Origin of the sequence: Pseudomonas mosselii (assembly GCF_019823065.1) — a bacterium.
Classification (GTDB): domain Bacteria; phylum Pseudomonadota; class Gammaproteobacteria; order Pseudomonadales; family Pseudomonadaceae; genus Aquipseudomonas; species Aquipseudomonas mosselii.
This window is the reverse complement of sequence record NZ_CP081966.1, coordinates 1901070-1916000: the sequence shown is the minus strand read 5'-3', so window position 1 is coordinate 1916000 and position 14931 is coordinate 1901070. Positions and strand designations below refer to the sequence as shown.

Here is a 14931-nt window from a genome sequence, read left to right as displayed (position 1 = left end):
TGCTGATTTTCCGGGTACCAGCCCGGAAGCCCCTGCTGGTCTCATATCTTCATAGGTAATGAGCGCGGGCTTTGTGGGCCCTTGCTCGGGTTTTACCTCGGTGCGGGCTCACCACCCGCACCTCGGCTTACTGCAGGTACAACGCTTTGAATCAGGTACCGCTTTGCAGCAGCATGTTACGTACGTGGCCAATTGCCTTGGTCGGGTTCAGACCTTTCGGGCAAACGTTCACGCAGTTCATGATCCCGCGGCAGCGGAACACGCTGAACGGGTCATCCAGGGACGCCAGGCGCTCCTGAGTCTTGGTGTCGCGGCTGTCGGCCAGGAAACGGTAGGCCTGCAGCAGTGCGGCGGGGCCCAGGAACTTGTCCGGGTTCCACCAGAACGACGGGCAGGAGGTCGAGCAGCAGGCGCACAGGATGCACTCGTACAGACCGTCCAGCTTGTCGCGATCTTCCGGCGACTGCAGGCGCTCGATGGCCGGGGCCGGGGTGTCGTTCTGCAGGAACGGCTTCACCTTCTCGTACTGCTTGTAGAAGATGCTCATATCGACGACCAGGTCACGGATAACCGGCAGGCCTGGCAGCGGACGCAGGACCAACTTGTTACCTTTAACGACAGCAGACAGCGGCGTGATGCACGCCAGGCCGTTCTTGCCGTTGATGTTCATGCCGTCGGAACCGCACACGCCTTCACGGCAGGAGCGACGGTACGAGAAGCCCTCGTCCTGCTCCTTGATCAGCGCCAGCACGTCCAGGACCATCAGATCCTTGCCACCGGTGTCGACCTGGAAGGTCTGCATCTTCGGCGCCGAATCGGTGTCCGGGTTGTAACGATAAACTTCGACTTGCAACATAGCGGCCACCCTTAGTAAGTCCGGACTTTCGGTTCGAAGGCAGGAACTGTCTTCGGCGCAAAGTTGACGCCACGCTTGGCGACGCGCTTCTCACCCGGGTAGTACAGGGTGTGGCACAGCCAGTTCTCGTCGTCACGGTCTTCGAAGTCTTCACGGGCGTGCGCGCCGCGAGACTCTTTACGGGCTTCAGCGGCAATGGCAGTCGCTTCGGCGACTTCCAGCAGGTTCTGCAGCTCCAGCGCTTCGATACGCGCGGTGTTGAAGGCCTGGGACTTGTCGTTGATCTTGACGTTGGCGATGCGGTCACGCAGGCCAGCCAGCTGCTCGATACCCTTCTGCATGTACTCGCCGGTACGGAACACACCGAAGTAGTTCTGCATGCAGCTTTGCAGTTCACGTTTGAGGCTGGCGACGTCTTCGCCGGTGGTGCGCTCGTTGAGCTTGCTCAGGCGGTTCAGGGCAACGTCGATGTCGGTGTCGCTGGCATCGCGGTACTCGACGCCGTCGCTGAGCGCCTTTTCCAGGTGCAGGCCGGCGGCGCGACCGAAGACCACCAGGTCGAGCAGCGAGTTGCCGCCCAGGCGGTTGGCGCCGTGGACCGATACGCACGCCACTTCACCTACGGCGAACAGGCCCGGAATGATGTGGTCGTTGCCTTCGGCGTCCATGGTGATGGCCTGGCCATGAATGTTGGTGGCAACGCCGCCCATCATGTAGTGGCAGGTCGGGATGACCGGCACCGGCGCGACCACCGGGTCGACGTGGGCGAAGGTCTTGGACAGTTCGCAGATGCCTGGCAGGCGGCTGTGCAGCACTTCCTCGCCCAGGTGGTCCAGCTTCAGCAGTACGTGGTCCTTGTTCGGGCCCACGCCGTTGCCGGCGATGATCTCTTTGACCATGGAACGGGCGACCACGTCGCGGCCAGCCAGGTCCTTCGCGTTCGGCGCGTAACGCTCCATGAAGCGCTCGCCGTGGGCGTTGATCAGGTAGCCACCCTCACCGCGGCAACCTTCAGTGACCAGTACACCGGCGCCGGCGATGCCGGTCGGGTGGAACTGCCACATCTCGATGTCCTGCACCGGCACGCCGGCACGCAGGGCCATGCCGACACCGTCACCGGTGTTGATCAGGGCGTTGGTGGTGGAGGCGTAGATACGACCTGCACCGCCAGTGGCCAATACGGTGGCCTTGGACTTGATGTACATGGTTTCGCCGGTTTCGATGCAGATCGCGATCACACCGACGAAAGCGCCGTCCTGGTTCTTCACCAGGTCGACGGCGTAGTACTCGTTGAGGAAAGTGGTGCCTGCTTTCAGGTTGCCCTGGTACAGGGTGTGCAGCAGCGCGTGACCGGTACGGTCGGAAGCGGCGCAGGTACGGGCGGCCTGGCCACCTTTACCGAAGTCCTTGGACTGGCCACCGAACGGACGCTGGTAGATGCGGCCGGTCTCGGTACGCGAGAACGGCAGGCCCATGTGGTCCAGCTCGAAGACCGCGGCCGGGCCTTCCTGACACATGTACTCGATCGCGTCCTGGTCACCGATGTAGTCGGAGCCCTTGACGGTGTCGTACATGTGCCAGCGCCAGTCGTCGTTCGGATCGGCCGAAGCGATGGCGCAGGTGATGCCGCCCTGGGCGGAAACGGTGTGCGAACGGGTCGGGAACACCTTGGTGACTACGGCAGTCTTGTGGCCGCCTTGAGCCAGCTGCAGCGCTGCGCGCATGCCAGCGCCGCCGCCACCGATGATGATGGCGTCGAAGGAAATCGTAGGAATGTTAGCCATGAATCAGATACCCCAGAGAATCTGCACACCCCAGACGAAGTAAGCGAACATCGCTACGCCGCATACCGCCTGGAACAGGAAACGAATCGCAGTCGCCGACTTGCCGAAGGACATCGGCGTCAGGTAGTCGGTGGCAATGGTCCACATGCCGACCCAGGCGTGAGCGCCCAGGGCAACGAGGGCCAGCAGACTGAAGATGCGCATCGCGTTGTTGGAGAACAGAGCGTGCCACTGGGCGTAGTCGATGCCCGGGTGGGCAGCGAGGTAGCCGATCAGGAAGATGAAGTAAGCCGCGAGAACGACCGCCGAGACGCGCTGCGCCATCCAGTCGTAGAGGCCCGAACGCGACAGGTTCGTGACGTTAGTTACCATACCCAAACTCCTGCCAGAACGATCAGCACCACGGAGATGACGATCACGATTTTCGAGCCCAGCTTGCCGCCTTCCAGCGTCTCGCCGATGCCCATGTCCATGATCAGGTGGCGCACACCTGCCACGAGGTGATACAGCAGGCCAGACAGCAGGCCCCAGGTCACCAGTTTGGCCAGCGGACTGGTCAGACACGCCTTCACCTCGGCAAAGCCTTCCTCGCCACCCAGCGACTTGCTCAATGCGTACAGCATGATGGCAAGGCCGAGGAACAGGATGACGCCGGAGATACGGTGAAGAATGGACGTGTACGCGGTGATCGGGAGTTTGATGGTCCTTAGGTCTAGGTTTACAGGTCGTTGGCTTTTCACGGCTTTTTTCACACTGAAGAGCCCCTAGCTAACAGGGCAAAGTTGTTGGTAAGTGTACTGGTCAGGTACCCACCACCCAGGAGAGCGACGACACCCAGCAGGGCGGGCTTGAAAGCCCCTGGGAGTCGGCTGCCGAGTATAGACAGTTAGGCTGCTTATGACAACGTGAGGGGCTCGCCCAAATAGCGCATTGCCTTTAGTGAACAAAAGGCGTAAACGGGCGAGAATTTCGTGAAAAACCAGGCCTCAGAGGGCGTTTCAACCAGCCTTTAGGCAAATTGACATTCGAATTTATCCCTCTATAGTGGTGCGGGCCCTGCGTGGGGGGTCTGTCTGATGATTTCAAGCATTAATAGGAGGCCACATGGCTGACAAAAAAGCGCAGTTGATCATCGAGGGCGCTGCCCCCGTCGAGCTGCCCATTTTAACCGGCACCGTTGGTCCCGATGTTATCGACGTCCGCGGGTTGGGGGCATCCGGCCACTTCACCTTCGACCCCGGCTTCATGGCGACCGCCTCGTGCGAGTCGAAGATCACCTATATCGACGGCGACAAGGGTGTCCTGCTGCACCGCGGCTACCCGATCGAACAGCTCGCCGAACAATCGGACTACCTCGAGACCTGCTACCTGCTGCTCAACGGCGAACTGCCGAATGCCGAGCAGAAGGCCCAGTTCGTCAGCACCGTGAAGAACCACACCATGGTTCACGAGCAACTGAAGTCGTTCTTCAACGGCTTCCGTCGCGATGCCCACCCGATGGCGGTGATGTGCGGCGTGGTCGGCGCCCTGTCGGCGTTCTATCACGACTCGCTGGACATCAATAACCCGCAGCACCGCGAAATCTCCGCGGTTCGCCTGGTCGCCAAGATGCCGACCCTGGCCGCGATGGTCTACAAGTACTCCATGGGCCAGCCCATGATGTACCCGCGCAACGACTTGTCGTACGCGGAGAACTTCCTGCACATGATGTTCAACACCCCGTGCGAGATCAAACCGATCAGCCCGGTGCTGGCCAAGGCGATGGACCGGATCTTCATCCTCCACGCCGACCACGAGCAGAACGCTTCCACCTCCACCGTGCGCCTGGCGGGCTCCTCGGGCGCCAACCCGTTCGCCTGTATCGCCGCCGGCATCGCCGCGCTGTGGGGCCCGGCCCACGGTGGCGCGAACGAAGCCGTACTGACCATGCTCGATGAAATCGGCGATGTCTCGAACATCGACAAATTCATCGCCAAGGCCAAGGACAAGAACGATCCGTTCAAGCTCATGGGCTTCGGTCACCGCGTGTACAAGAACCGCGACCCGCGCGCCACCGTGATGAAGAAGACCTGCGACGAAGTCCTGGGCGAGCTGGGCATCAAGAACGATCCGCAGCTTGAACTGGCCATGCGCCTGGAAGAGATCGCCCTGACCGATCCTTACTTCATCGAGCGCTCGCTGTACCCGAACGTCGACTTCTACTCGGGCATCATCCTCAAGGCCATCGGCATCCCAACCAGCATGTTCACCGTGATCTTCGCCCTGGCACGTACCGTGGGCTGGATCTCGCACTGGAAGGAAATGCTCTCCGGACCGTACAAGATTGGCCGCCCGCGCCAGCTGTACACCGGCTACGAGCAGCGTGACATCGTTGAGCTGAAGGACCGCAAGTAAGCCTGTCGGCTGAACGCAAAAAGGCTGCCCTCGGGCAGCCTTTTTTGTTGCTTACGCGATTTTCCTCACGGCGGGAGCGGCCTTTACTTCTTCTCGGCGCGCTCCTTCAACCCCTTGAGAGTATTGAACGGCGCATCGACCACGAACTTGTTGGCCAGCCACGACGGCACGCTGCCGCCCGGCTCGGTGTGCACCTGGTAGGTCACCTCGGTGCTGTCACCCTTGGGCACCAGCTTCCAGAAGCCTTCCACCTGGGCGACACGCACGAAGCCCTTTTCCTCCGGCAGATACTTCGGTTCCTCCTGGAGCTTGCGGGTCAGACTGCCATCGGCGTCCTGGACCGTGGTCACATGCAGGATCGAATCCCGTGGCGTCACCGGCCAGGGCGTGTTGAACTGGGTGTAGGTCCAGCTCTGGTCACCCTCGCTCTTGAGCAGCTTTTGCGACTTGCACTCGTGAATCCAGGCGCAGGCCCCCACCACATCCTCCTGCAGCGCCTTGACCTTGGCCAGCGGCGCCTTGATCACGGTCACGCCGCGATAGGCCTTGTATTTCGAGCCGGCCACCTCGCTGAGGGACACCTTGATCCCCTCCTCGTCCTTGGCCACCTGCCAGTTCTCAGCCCAGGCCGTCGGTGCCAGCAGGACGCCCATGCCACACAGCAGTGCAATACCTTTGATCGATCTCATCATCTTGTTCCTTGTTGTCGAGGATCCAACCTGTCACGCCGCCGTCATCTGCTCCAGCCACCCAATGATGCGAATGGCTTCGTCACGGTCGTTGCCACAGATGTCCGCTTCCGCCTTGAAGCCGCCACACACCTGCGGCCGTTCGGGCTTGCCGAACAGCGCACAGAGGTTTTCGACATTCAGATGCAGGCAGCGTTCTCCGGCCGGCTTGCCCTGCGGCATGCCAGGGATCGGCGAACTGATGGACGGGGCGATGCAGCAGGCACCACAACCCTCGCGGCATTTCATGACAACAGGACTCCCAGGAGCAAAACGGGACGAACGTCCCTGGATACTAACCGCTCAAACATATGTTTGAAATTGCCGGGCGGATGAAATCACCCGTGACCCGGCAGTCAGTTGCGGAATTCGAATTCGATGGCCGCGCCTTCCACATCCCGCCGACTGTCGTTGCGCAGCTGCAACTGCATTTCGTTGCTGATCAGCCGGCCGTTGAGCTGGAACGGACTGCTGTCGGATTCGGGCTTGGTGGGGAACATCGAGGGCAGCAGCGGCTTGCGCACCACCGGCCCGCCACCGAGATCCGGCTCGAGATGCTTGACCATGTCCTTTGGCAGGCTCAGGTCGACCTTCGGCTGAGGCAGCGGCTTGGCGACAGCCTTGCTGACAGGCCTGGCCTTCGGTTTGGGTTTGGGTTTGGGCTTGACCTTGGCTACCGGCTTGGCGGGGACCTTGGTGGACGCTTTGTTCGCCGGCTTGTGCACACCCTGCGCCCTGGCTGCTGGTTCGACAGCCTGCACCGCACCGGCCGACAGCCAGGGCAAGGCGAAACACAGGGCGATGACGAGAGGGCGAAGCAGGTTCATGGGCATCAGGAGCGCAAGCTGTAAAACGCGTATGCTCCCTGTTCCCGACACGTCTGACAAGCCTACAACAGCACGCCGTTCGGATCTCGGCACAATTGCTGGGCCAGCAGGCCCAGCGTCATCACTGCACGCTCTGCCTCGCGATTCCAGGGAATGCCGCAATTGAGGCGGATACAGTGGTTGAACTGCTCGGTATTGCTGAAGATCAGCCCGGGGGCGATGCTAATGCCTTGCTCCAGCGCCCGCACATGCAATTCCTGGGTATTGACCCGCCCCGGCAGACTAACCCAGAGAATGAAGCCACCGGTGGGCCGGGTCATCTGCGTGCCTTCCGGGAAGTGCTGCTGCACCGCCAGCTGGTAAGCGCTGAGGTTCTTGCGGTACTCCTGTCGGATGAAGCGCAAATGCCGATCGTAGCCACCATTCTCCAGGTAGGCCGCCACCGCCATCTGCGTGACGCTGCACGCCGAGTGGGTGGTGAAGGTCTGCAGGCGCTGGATCTCGTCCTGATAGCGCCCAGCGATCATCCAGCCGACCCTTACCCCCGGCGACAGGGTCTTGGAGAAGCTCGAGCAGTAGATCACCCGATCCAACCGATCGAACGCCTTGAGCGCCTTGGTGCGCCCCTGCTCGAACATCAGCTCGCCGTAGATATCGTCCTCCACGATCTGGATGTCGAAATCCGAGGCCAGGCGCAGCAATTGCTTCTGCCGCTCTTCGGGAATGGTGCCACCCAGCGGATTGCTCAGCCGCGCCGTCAGCACCAGGGCCTTGATCGACCACTGATTGGCGGCCAACTGCAGCGCCTCCAGGCTAATGCCGGTAGACGGATCGCTGGGGATCTCGATGACCTTGAGCCCGAGCAGGTCGGCCAGCTGCAACAGCCCATAGTAAGTGGGCGACTCGGCCGCGATCAGGTCGCCCGGCCGGGTCAGGACCCGCAGCGCCATCTGCAGGGCATCGACACAACCATGGGTCACCACCACTTCACGGGGATCGACCAGCACACCGGCATCGCGCATGCGGATGGCGATCTGCCGACGCAACGGCTCGAAGCCGGGGCTGAACATGTAGCTGAAGGCACGCGGGCTATGGAAGCGCGTCACCTTGGCCAACTGCTGGTGCAGGGCGCGTACGGGCAGATAGTCGACATGGGGTACCGCCGCGCCGAAGGGGAAGACGCCATCGCGCCGCGCCTCGACCAGCACCTGCTGGATGATGCTGGCCCGGGTGACCAGGCCGGGGCGTTCGACCCGGGCAATATCCGGGGTCTGCGCCGTCAGCGCCGGGGTCTGGTGGACATAGTAGCCCGACTGCGGCCGGGCGCGGATCAGGCCCTGGTCCTCGAGATTGGCATAGGCCTGCAGCACGGTGGCGTGGCTGACATTGAGCTGGGCGCTCATCTTGCGTACCGACGGCACCCGCTCACCCGGCTGGTAGACACCCCGACGGATATCATCGGCCAGTTGCTGGGCAATACGCTGGTACAGCAGCAGGTTGGTCATGGCGTGTTCTCGAAGCGCGGACGGGATCGTTGTTCTTGTGCGACTCACTGCCGAGGCAGAATACCGTAACAGTTACGAAGTGTACTGGGACAGATCGCAGAATAGTCAACAATACAGTTGCGTGACAGAGAAACGCTCGATGTTTGAGTCGGCGCGCCGACGAACGCACAGAATGGCGATGTCGTTCTTAGTCGCCTGTTGCCGTTGCCGTTGCCGTTGCCGTTGCCGTTGCCGTTGCCGTTGCCGTTGCCGTTGCCGGATACATGGAGTAAGTGGAGACTACTGGCAATGCTTCTTCAGTTACAGTCACTCACTGACAGCCAACCTCCACAGGAAAGGTATATCACCACCTCAACTGTGAAAGTTGGCTAATCACCAATTCAAGCAATCACAGTTCCGCCGCCAACCTCGACCCTTGATTAATCGCCCGCTTGGCATCAAGCTCCGCCGCCACGTCAGCGCCACCGATCAGGTGCACCGACTGCCCGGCCGCAACAAGGCCATCATGCAACTCGCGCAGCGGATCCTGGCCAGCGCAGATGACGATGTTGTCCACCGCCAGCAACTGCGGCTCGCCCTCGCCAACCCGCACATGCAGGCCAGCATCGTCCACGCTCAGGTACTCGACGCTGTTGAGCATCTGCACCTGCTTGTTCTTCAGCCCCGTGCGATGAATCCAGCCGGTGGTCTTGCCCAGGCCGTCGCCAACCTTGGTCTTCTTGCGCTGCAGCAGGTACACCTGGCGCGCCGGCGCATGAGGCTCGGCCTTGATCCCGGCCACACCACCACGAGCCTCCAAACGCGTATCGATGCCCCACTCCTTCCAGAACGCCTCGCGGTCCTGGCTGGTGGCCACGCCCTTGTGCACCAGGTACTCGGACACATCGAAACCAATGCCACCGGCACCGATCACCGCCACCCGCTCGCCCACCGGCTTGCGCTCCAGCAGCACATCCAGGTAGCTCAGCACCTTGGCGTTGTCGATACCGGGAATGGCCGGCGTGCGCGGAGCGATGCCCGTGGCCAGGATAATCTCGTCGAACTCGCCGGACACCAGCGCAGCCACATCGACACGGGTATTCAGGCGCAGGTCGACACCCGTGGACTTCACCTTGTTGCGGAAATAACGCAGGGTCTCGTAGAACTCCTCCTTGCCCGGCACGCGCTTGGCCACGTTGAACTGCCCACCGATCTCAGCGGCAGCATCGAACAACGTCACTTCATGACCGCGCTCGGCGGCCACGGTGGCGGCTGCCAGGCCCGCAGGACCAGCGCCGACCACCGCGATACGCTTGACTGCCCGTACCGGCAGGTAGTTGAGCTCGGTCTCATGGCAAGCCCGCGGGTTGACCAGGCAGCTGGTCAGCTTGCCGCCGAAGGTGTGGTCCAGGCAGGCCTGGTTGCAGCCGATGCAAGTGTTGATCTCGTCGCCACGGCCAGCAGCGGCCTTGTTGACGAAGTCAGGATCGGCCAGGAACGGTCGGGCCATGGAGACCATGTCGGCATCGCCCTCCGCCAGCACCGCCTCAGCCACCTCCGGGGTATTGATGCGGTTGGTGGTGATCAGCGGGATTTTCACCGCGCCGCGCAGCTTGGCGGTGACCTTGCTGAACGCCGCGCGCGGCACCTTGGTGGCGATGGTCGGGATGCGCGCCTCATGCCAGCCGATACCCGTGTTGATCAACGTGGCGCCGGCCTGCTCGATGGCCTTGGCCAGCAGCTCGATCTCGTCCCAGGTGCTGCCGCCCTCGACCAGGTCGAGCATCGACAGGCGGAAGATGATGATGAAGTTCGGCCCCACCGCTTCGCGTACCCGGCTCACGATCTCAACCGCCAGTCGCATGCGGTTCTCGTAGCTGCCCCCCCAACGGTCGGTGCGGTGGTTGGTGTGGGCGGCGAGGAACTGGTTGATGAAGTAGCCTTCAGACCCCATGATCTCGACGCCATCATAGCCGGCGCGCAGGGCCAGGCTTGCGCAGGTGACGAAATCGCGGATCTGCTTCTCGATGCCCTCCTCGTCCAGCTCCTTGGGCTTGAACGGGTTGATCGGCGCCTGGATGGCGCTGGGCGCCACCTGTTTCGGGCTGTAGGCATAGCGCCCGGCGTGGAGGATCTGCAGACAGATCTTGCCACCGGCGGCATGCACCGCCTCGGTGACGATCCGATGCTTGTCGGCCTCTTCCTCGGTGCTGAGCTTGGCCGCGCCAGAATACACACCGCCTTCATCGTTGGGCGCGATGCCGCCGGTGACCATGAGCCCGACGCCACCACGGGCGCGTTCGGCGAAATACGCGGCCATGCGTTCGAACCCGCCCGGGCGCTCCTCCAGGCCGGTGTGCATCGAGCCCATCAGGGTGCGGTTGCGCAGAGTGGTGAAGCCCAGGTCGAGAGGGGCCAGCAGGTGCGGGTAACGGTCGGTAGCCATGGATGGACTCCACAGGTGGCGTGATCACGGAATGCGGGCGCCTCTACCAGGTCTCTACAACAGCGTGGCGGGGCCCGTCGTTTGTCTGGGGTCGACATTAAACAGGCGTTTGAACACGCTCAATGATCGAAACTGACAACTTATTGATCCTGCTGTACAGCAGGACTACCCTAGGGCACTCCTACTGCCCAGTGCTGGACCGCTCCATGCGAAAACTGCTAGCCGGCGCCCTGGCGCTGGTCATCCTTGCCGCCCTCTGCGGCTACGGCTTCTGGACCCTGCAGCGTCCAGAAGGTCACTACCTGTCCGATCTGCGCATCGAGCTGGCCCTCAACCAGGGCGTGCCGGGCGAGCACGGCAACTTGCTGGGTGTCGAGCCGCTGCTGTATCCGGGGGACTACCAGAACCTCACACGCCTGCACCGCAAGCTCTCAGCCTACCTGGAACAAGCCCGCGCCCAAGGCCTGGTCAATCCGCGCACCGTGGTGGTGCTGCCGGAGCACATTGGCACATGGTTGTGGGCCCGGGGCGAGAAGCGCGAACTGTACCAGGTCACCCGACGCAACGAGGCCTGGCAATGGCTGGAACTGAGCAACCCGCTGAGCTATGGCCTGGCGATGCTCGCCGCCAGCGGCGACGATCGCCGCTCGGACGCGCACCTGCGCATGAAGGCCGCGCAGATGGCCGCCGACTACCAGCAGGTGTTCGGCAGCCTGGCCCGGGAGTTTGGCATCACCCTGGTCGCCGGCTCCATCGTCCTGCCCGCGCCCTATGTGGAGAACGGCGTACTGCGCATCGGCAACGGTCCGCTGTACAACAGCAGTCTGGTATTCGCCAGCGACGGTTCGGTGCTCGGGCAGCCCCAGCACCAGCAGTACCCCGACAGCGAAAGCCGGCGCTACATCCACGACGGCCAGCAGCATCCGCTGCAGGTACTGCAGACTCCCGCAGGACGCTTGGGCGTGCTGATCGGCAGCGACAGCTGGTACCCCGCCAACTACCGGCAACTGACCGCACAATCGGTGCAGCTGGTCGCCAATCCGGTGTTCCTCAGCGGCAAGCAGAGCTGGCAGGCGCCCTGGCGTGGCAACCGCCATCAGGCCCAGGCCGCCGATTTGCCCCTGCAGCGCGGAGCCGTCAGCGAACAGCGCGCCTGGCAGCAACTGCCCCTGGCCGCCAACGCCAGCACCCCGAGCATGAGCGTGTTCATGCGCGGCCAGTTCTGGGAGCTGGGCAGCGATGGGCAGGGTTTCGCCAGCCAGGGCGGCATGTTGTGGGTCGGCAACGACAGCCACGGCGCGCGCCTGCTCAACCTGTGGCTGTGACGACGTGCCTCGCCCCCGCGTACGCCTGGGTGAACTGTCGGTAGGTTTCGTCCAGCCCCTGGCCGAGGCGCTGACGGCACTCGGTCACGATCCACACCCCCTGCTGCTGCGCTATGGCCTCGACGCCAGGCGCCTGGCCGAGCCGGGTGCGCGGTTGTCGATCCCGCGCTACATGCACCTGGGGCACGCGGCTATTGCCCTTTCTGCCGAGCCAGCGCTAGGCCTGCACATGGGCCGCCTGAGCCGCCTGGCCCAGGCCGGGCTCGCCGGCGTCGCCGCCGCCCAGGCCCCGACCCTCGGCGACGCTGCCCGCACCCTGCTGCGCTTTGAGCCACTGTATGCCGCCAACTACCGGGGCCAGTCGAGCTTTCACGAAGACGCCCAGGGCGCCTGGCTGCGGTTCTACTCCATCAGCCCCTACAACGACTACAACCGCTTCGTGGTCGACTCCCTGCTCGCTGGCTGGCTGGCCCAGCTCGGCGCCCTGGCGGCCAGGCCGGTGCAGGCCGAGCGCCTGGAAATCGAGTTCGACGCCCCCGCCTACGTCGCGCAGTACCAAAGCCTGTGCGCAGGCCCGGTGCATTTCGGCGCCACGGCCAACCAGTTGCGCCTGAGCCAGGCCACCCTGGCCCTGCCCAACCCGCAGCACTGCCCCAGCACCTGGCAACACCTGCTGCAGTTGTGCGAGGCGGAACTGGCCCAGCGCACCCGCGTGCGCAGCCTGGGCGAACGCATCACTCACCTGCTGGGGCCACTGCTGAACGGTGGGCGCGAGCCGGATCTGGAAGAAGTGGCGCGACACCTGCAACTGCCGACCTGGACCTTGCGCCGCAAACTGGCCGAGGAAGGCACGCGCTTTCGCAACCTGCTCAACGACACACGTCGCGATCTGGCCGAGACCTATATCCGCGACACGGAGCTGGCCTTCGGCGAGATCGCCTATCTGTTGGGGTTCGCCTCGGCCGAGGCCTTCCAGCGCGCATTCAAGCGCTGGACGGGGCTGACACCGGGGGAATTTCGCCGCCATCAGCGGCAGGTGGGTTAAAGCTCGGTGGCGTCGTCGGCCGGTTCTGGCAGGTCCAGTTCATAGGCCTGGAATTCGAGCAGTTCTTCCTGATAATCGTCCATCTTTACGCCCCTTCATTCATCGTTCTTCAGTCATTGCGCCAACCTAAGCCAGCGAAATGACAGAATGATTACAACCCTATGAACGATAAACGTAGCAGGCGCCCGGGAAGTTATCGACACGTCAGAGTGGCGCCGGCGCCTGCTCTGCGGCCGGCGCGTCCTGCTGTACCTGGATCGGAGTTGGCTCGACGGGCGGCGCGATGGGCTGCGAGCCCTTGCTATCGTCCACAATCGGGGCCGCCGGAGCTTCGCTGGCCGGTACGGGAGCCGCTGGAGCCGGGACAGGCGCGGCGGCAACCGGAGTCGGGGCCGGAGCCTCTTCCACGCTCTCGGCGACCGGCGCGGCAGGCTGCGGCGCGGGCGCCAGGGCAGCGGGCGAAGGCTCCGGCAAGCCCAGGTCGGCGGCCGGTTTTTCCACCTTTGGCTCGGCGGCAGGTTCGGTCTTCTCTGGCTTCTTCGGCTTCGGCAGGTAGCTTTCCACCAGGGCGAAGTATCGGTCGTAGAACTGTGCGGCGGTGACCGTCTCGCTGGCGACCTTGACCATGGAGTCGTCGGTGGAGCCGATCGGCATCGACACCGAACCCAGCACACCGACGCCAAGACTGGCGGAGGTGTTGGATTTCTTCAGGGTGTAGCGGTCCTGCAGGGCGTTGGCGAACATGGTCGAGCGCTGTTTGTCGCTCATGTCCGGCACGCAGGTGATGTTGAAGCTGATCTGCAAGTGGTTCTCGGCGTTTTGCTGGAAGCTCTTGTTGCCGGCGACCTGATTGGCGTCGCTGCTGGTGATGATGTAGCCCTGACTGAGCAGCGCGCGCCGCGCCGCCTCGCAGGAGCCCGCCTCGCTGGTGGCGAAACTGCGGGAGAAGGTGCCCGAGTCATCGAAGTTCTCGTGCTCGTAGACGGCGGCCTTTTTCGAGGAACAGCCGGACACACCCGCCAGCACGAGGGCCAGCCCGAGCGCGCCATAGACGGTTGATCTAGACATTGCCAATTCCGGGAAGAAACGAATGGGGCGTATTGTGCAACACATCGATCAGTGGCTGAAACCATTGATCGGTGAAGACTCTGTCAGCTTGGTGTAAATCCTTGCCCGTGACCGTGCAAGGCGCTGAAATGAAAAAAGCGACCCTAAGGTCGCTTTTTCGTAGCTTCAAGGTGTTCAAAGGGCCTTGAGGCAAAGATGGCGCAGCGGACGGGACTCGAACCCGCGACCCCCGGCGTGACAGGCCGGTATTCTAACCGACTGAACTACCGCTGCGTATCGTTCGGGCTTGCACCCGATTGAAACTGGGATCTGAGCTTTCAAGCGCTATTGCGCGAAAGCCAGGCACAAAAAAAGCGACTTTGATATCGCCTTTTCTGTTTTGCCTTGAGCGTTCATGGGGCTCTTGGCAGAAGATGGCGCAGCGGACGGGACTCGAACCCGCGACCCCCGGCGTGACAGGCCGGTATTCTAACCGACTGAACTACCGCTGCGTATCGTTCAGGCTTGCGCCTGATTGAAACTGGGATCTGGCCTTGTGGCCTCAGACCGGTGCAAGCACCCATCTGGAGAAAAATGGCGCGGCGGACGGGACTCGAACCCGCGACCCCCGGCGTGACAGGCCGGTATTCTAACCGACTGAACTACCGCCGCGCATAGCTGGACTTGCGTCCTGTTCCTCTCTGCCAACGTGTTTCTTTCGAAACCACTGGACCAGGAACGTCTCAGGAAGTGGTGGGTGATGACGGGATCGAACCGCCGACCCTCTGCTTGTAAGGCAGATGCTCTCCCGGCTGAGCTAATCACCCCCGCGATGTTGCTTGTTGCGTTTGCTTCGCTGAGGCCGCGAAATTTACGCAGGTACAGATGCTAAGTCAATACCCCCATTGAAGTTTTTTTCAAAAAGGGCGAAAAAGCCGGTTGCTCTTGCCGACCTCATCGCGGGGCAGGCCCGCTCCTGCAACCAGATGCTCACA

Annotated in this window: 13 protein-coding genes and 4 tRNA genes; 3 read left to right on the top strand and 14 right to left on the bottom strand. The window is 62.7% G+C overall.

Annotation, left to right across the window (positions count from 1 at the left end):
- Nucleotides 1-151: 151 nt before the first annotated feature.
- The 4 genes from K5H97_RS08770 to sdhC are packed head-to-tail and all read right to left on the bottom strand — an operon-like array spanning nucleotide 152 to nucleotide 3392.
- Nucleotides 152-856: a succinate dehydrogenase iron-sulfur subunit gene (locus tag K5H97_RS08770; protein WP_028690457.1), complete on the bottom strand. Its 705-nt coding sequence runs from the start codon at nucleotides 854-856 to the stop codon at nucleotides 152-154.
- Between the two features lie 11 nt (nucleotides 857-867).
- Nucleotides 868-2640 (bottom strand): succinate dehydrogenase flavoprotein subunit, encoded by a 1773-nt coding sequence (sdhA, locus tag K5H97_RS08765; RefSeq protein WP_028690456.1) that lies wholly within the window; start codon nucleotides 2638-2640, stop codon nucleotides 868-870.
- 3 nt (nucleotides 2641-2643) lie between these two features.
- Nucleotides 2644-3012: a succinate dehydrogenase, hydrophobic membrane anchor protein gene (gene sdhD / locus K5H97_RS08760; protein WP_028690455.1), complete on the bottom strand. Its 369-nt coding sequence runs from the start codon at nucleotides 3010-3012 to the stop codon at nucleotides 2644-2646.
- The gene (gene sdhC, locus K5H97_RS08755; protein ID WP_088852917.1) at nucleotides 3006-3392 is read right to left on the bottom strand and encodes a succinate dehydrogenase, cytochrome b556 subunit; all 387 of its coding nucleotides are present in this window, start codon (nucleotides 3390-3392) and stop codon (nucleotides 3006-3008) included. The genes sdhD and sdhC overlap by 7 nt, the downstream gene beginning before the upstream one ends.
- 352 nt (nucleotides 3393-3744) lie before the next feature.
- Between sdhC and gltA the strand changes: the two genes are divergently transcribed.
- Complete coding sequence (gene gltA / locus K5H97_RS08750; protein ID WP_028690453.1) at nucleotides 3745-5034, top strand: citrate synthase; 1290 nt, start codon at nucleotides 3745-3747, stop codon at nucleotides 5032-5034.
- 83 nt (nucleotides 5035-5117) lie between these two features.
- Here the strand turns inward: gltA and K5H97_RS08745 are convergent, their stop codons facing one another.
- The 5 genes from K5H97_RS08745 to K5H97_RS08725 all read right to left on the bottom strand — a co-directional run bounded on the left by K5H97_RS08745 (nucleotide 5118) and on the right by K5H97_RS08725 (nucleotide 10519).
- Complete coding sequence (locus K5H97_RS08745) at nucleotides 5118-5723, bottom strand: START domain-containing protein (RefSeq protein ID WP_028690452.1); 606 nt, start codon at nucleotides 5721-5723, stop codon at nucleotides 5118-5120.
- Nucleotides 5724-5756: 33 nt separating this feature from the next.
- Nucleotides 5757-6011 (bottom strand): YkgJ family cysteine cluster protein, encoded by a 255-nt coding sequence (locus K5H97_RS08740; protein WP_023628900.1) that lies wholly within the window; start codon nucleotides 6009-6011, stop codon nucleotides 5757-5759.
- A gap of 107 nt (nucleotides 6012-6118) precedes the next feature.
- Complete coding sequence (locus tag K5H97_RS08735) at nucleotides 6119-6589, bottom strand: hypothetical protein (RefSeq protein WP_028690451.1); 471 nt, start codon at nucleotides 6587-6589, stop codon at nucleotides 6119-6121.
- A 62-nt stretch (nucleotides 6590-6651) separates the two neighbouring features.
- Nucleotides 6652-8094: an aminotransferase-like domain-containing protein gene (locus tag K5H97_RS08730; protein ID WP_028690450.1), complete on the bottom strand. Its 1443-nt coding sequence runs from the start codon at nucleotides 8092-8094 to the stop codon at nucleotides 6652-6654.
- A gap of 388 nt (nucleotides 8095-8482) precedes the next feature.
- Nucleotides 8483-10519, bottom strand: coding sequence for an NADPH-dependent 2,4-dienoyl-CoA reductase (locus K5H97_RS08725; RefSeq protein ID WP_028690449.1), 2037 nt, complete (start codon nucleotides 10517-10519; stop codon nucleotides 8483-8485).
- 206 nt (nucleotides 10520-10725) lie between these two features.
- On the opposite strand from K5H97_RS08725, the gene K5H97_RS08720 reads away from it, so the two are divergent.
- Together K5H97_RS08720 and K5H97_RS08715 are read left to right on the top strand one after the other, a co-directional pair.
- Nucleotides 10726-11844: a nitrilase-related carbon-nitrogen hydrolase gene (locus K5H97_RS08720; RefSeq protein WP_028690448.1), complete on the top strand. Its 1119-nt coding sequence runs from the start codon at nucleotides 10726-10728 to the stop codon at nucleotides 11842-11844.
- Between the two features lie 4 nt (nucleotides 11845-11848).
- Nucleotides 11849-12889, top strand: a complete 1041-nt coding sequence (locus tag K5H97_RS08715; protein WP_028690447.1) for an AraC family transcriptional regulator — start codon at nucleotides 11849-11851, stop codon at nucleotides 12887-12889.
- 204 nt (nucleotides 12890-13093) lie between these two features.
- Here K5H97_RS08715 and K5H97_RS08710 read toward each other — a convergent pair whose 3' ends face one another.
- From K5H97_RS08710 to K5H97_RS08690, 5 genes are all read right to left on the bottom strand, one after another.
- Nucleotides 13094-13957: a DUF2242 domain-containing protein gene (locus tag K5H97_RS08710; RefSeq protein ID WP_028690446.1), complete on the bottom strand. Its 864-nt coding sequence runs from the start codon at nucleotides 13955-13957 to the stop codon at nucleotides 13094-13096.
- Between the two features lie 196 nt (nucleotides 13958-14153).
- Nucleotides 14154-14230: transfer RNA gene (locus K5H97_RS08705), tRNA-Asp, on the bottom strand.
- A gap of 141 nt (nucleotides 14231-14371) precedes the next feature.
- A tRNA-Asp gene (locus tag K5H97_RS08700) sits at nucleotides 14372-14448 on the bottom strand.
- Nucleotides 14449-14531: 83 nt separating this feature from the next.
- Nucleotides 14532-14608, bottom strand: a tRNA-Asp gene (locus tag K5H97_RS08695).
- A 79-nt stretch (nucleotides 14609-14687) separates the two neighbouring features.
- Nucleotides 14688-14763: transfer RNA gene (locus K5H97_RS08690), tRNA-Val, on the bottom strand.
- Between the last annotated feature and the right edge of the window lie 168 nt (nucleotides 14764-14931).

What these genes read in the sequence shown, in the direction of transcription:
- K5H97_RS08770 (WP_028690457.1), bottom strand. Translation starts at nt 856, where the DNA reads ATGTTGCAAGTCGAAGTTTATCGTTACAACCCGGACACCGATTCGGCG.
- sdhA (WP_028690456.1), bottom strand. Translation starts at nt 2,640, where the DNA reads ATGGCTAACATTCCTACGATTTCCTTCGACGCCATCATCATCGGTGGC.
- sdhD (WP_028690455.1), bottom strand. Translation starts at nt 3,012, where the DNA reads ATGGTAACTAACGTCACGAACCTGTCGCGTTCGGGCCTCTACGACTGG.
- gltA (WP_028690453.1), top strand. Translation starts at nt 3,745, where the DNA reads ATGGCTGACAAAAAAGCGCAGTTGATCATCGAGGGCGCTGCCCCCGTC.
- K5H97_RS08745 (WP_028690452.1), bottom strand. Translation starts at nt 5,723, where the DNA reads ATGAGATCGATCAAAGGTATTGCACTGCTGTGTGGCATGGGCGTCCTG.
- K5H97_RS08740 (WP_023628900.1), bottom strand. Translation starts at nt 6,011, where the DNA reads ATGAAATGCCGCGAGGGTTGTGGTGCCTGCTGCATCGCCCCGTCCATC.
- K5H97_RS08735 (WP_028690451.1), bottom strand. Translation starts at nt 6,589, where the DNA reads ATGAACCTGCTTCGCCCTCTCGTCATCGCCCTGTGTTTCGCCTTGCCC.
- K5H97_RS08730 (WP_028690450.1), bottom strand. Translation starts at nt 8,094, where the DNA reads ATGACCAACCTGCTGCTGTACCAGCGTATTGCCCAGCAACTGGCCGAT.
- K5H97_RS08725 (WP_028690449.1), bottom strand. Translation starts at nt 10,519, where the DNA reads ATGGCTACCGACCGTTACCCGCACCTGCTGGCCCCTCTCGACCTGGGC.
- K5H97_RS08720 (WP_028690448.1), top strand. Translation starts at nt 10,726, where the DNA reads ATGCGAAAACTGCTAGCCGGCGCCCTGGCGCTGGTCATCCTTGCCGCC.
- K5H97_RS08710 (WP_028690446.1), bottom strand. Translation starts at nt 13,957, where the DNA reads ATGTCTAGATCAACCGTCTATGGCGCGCTCGGGCTGGCCCTCGTGCTG.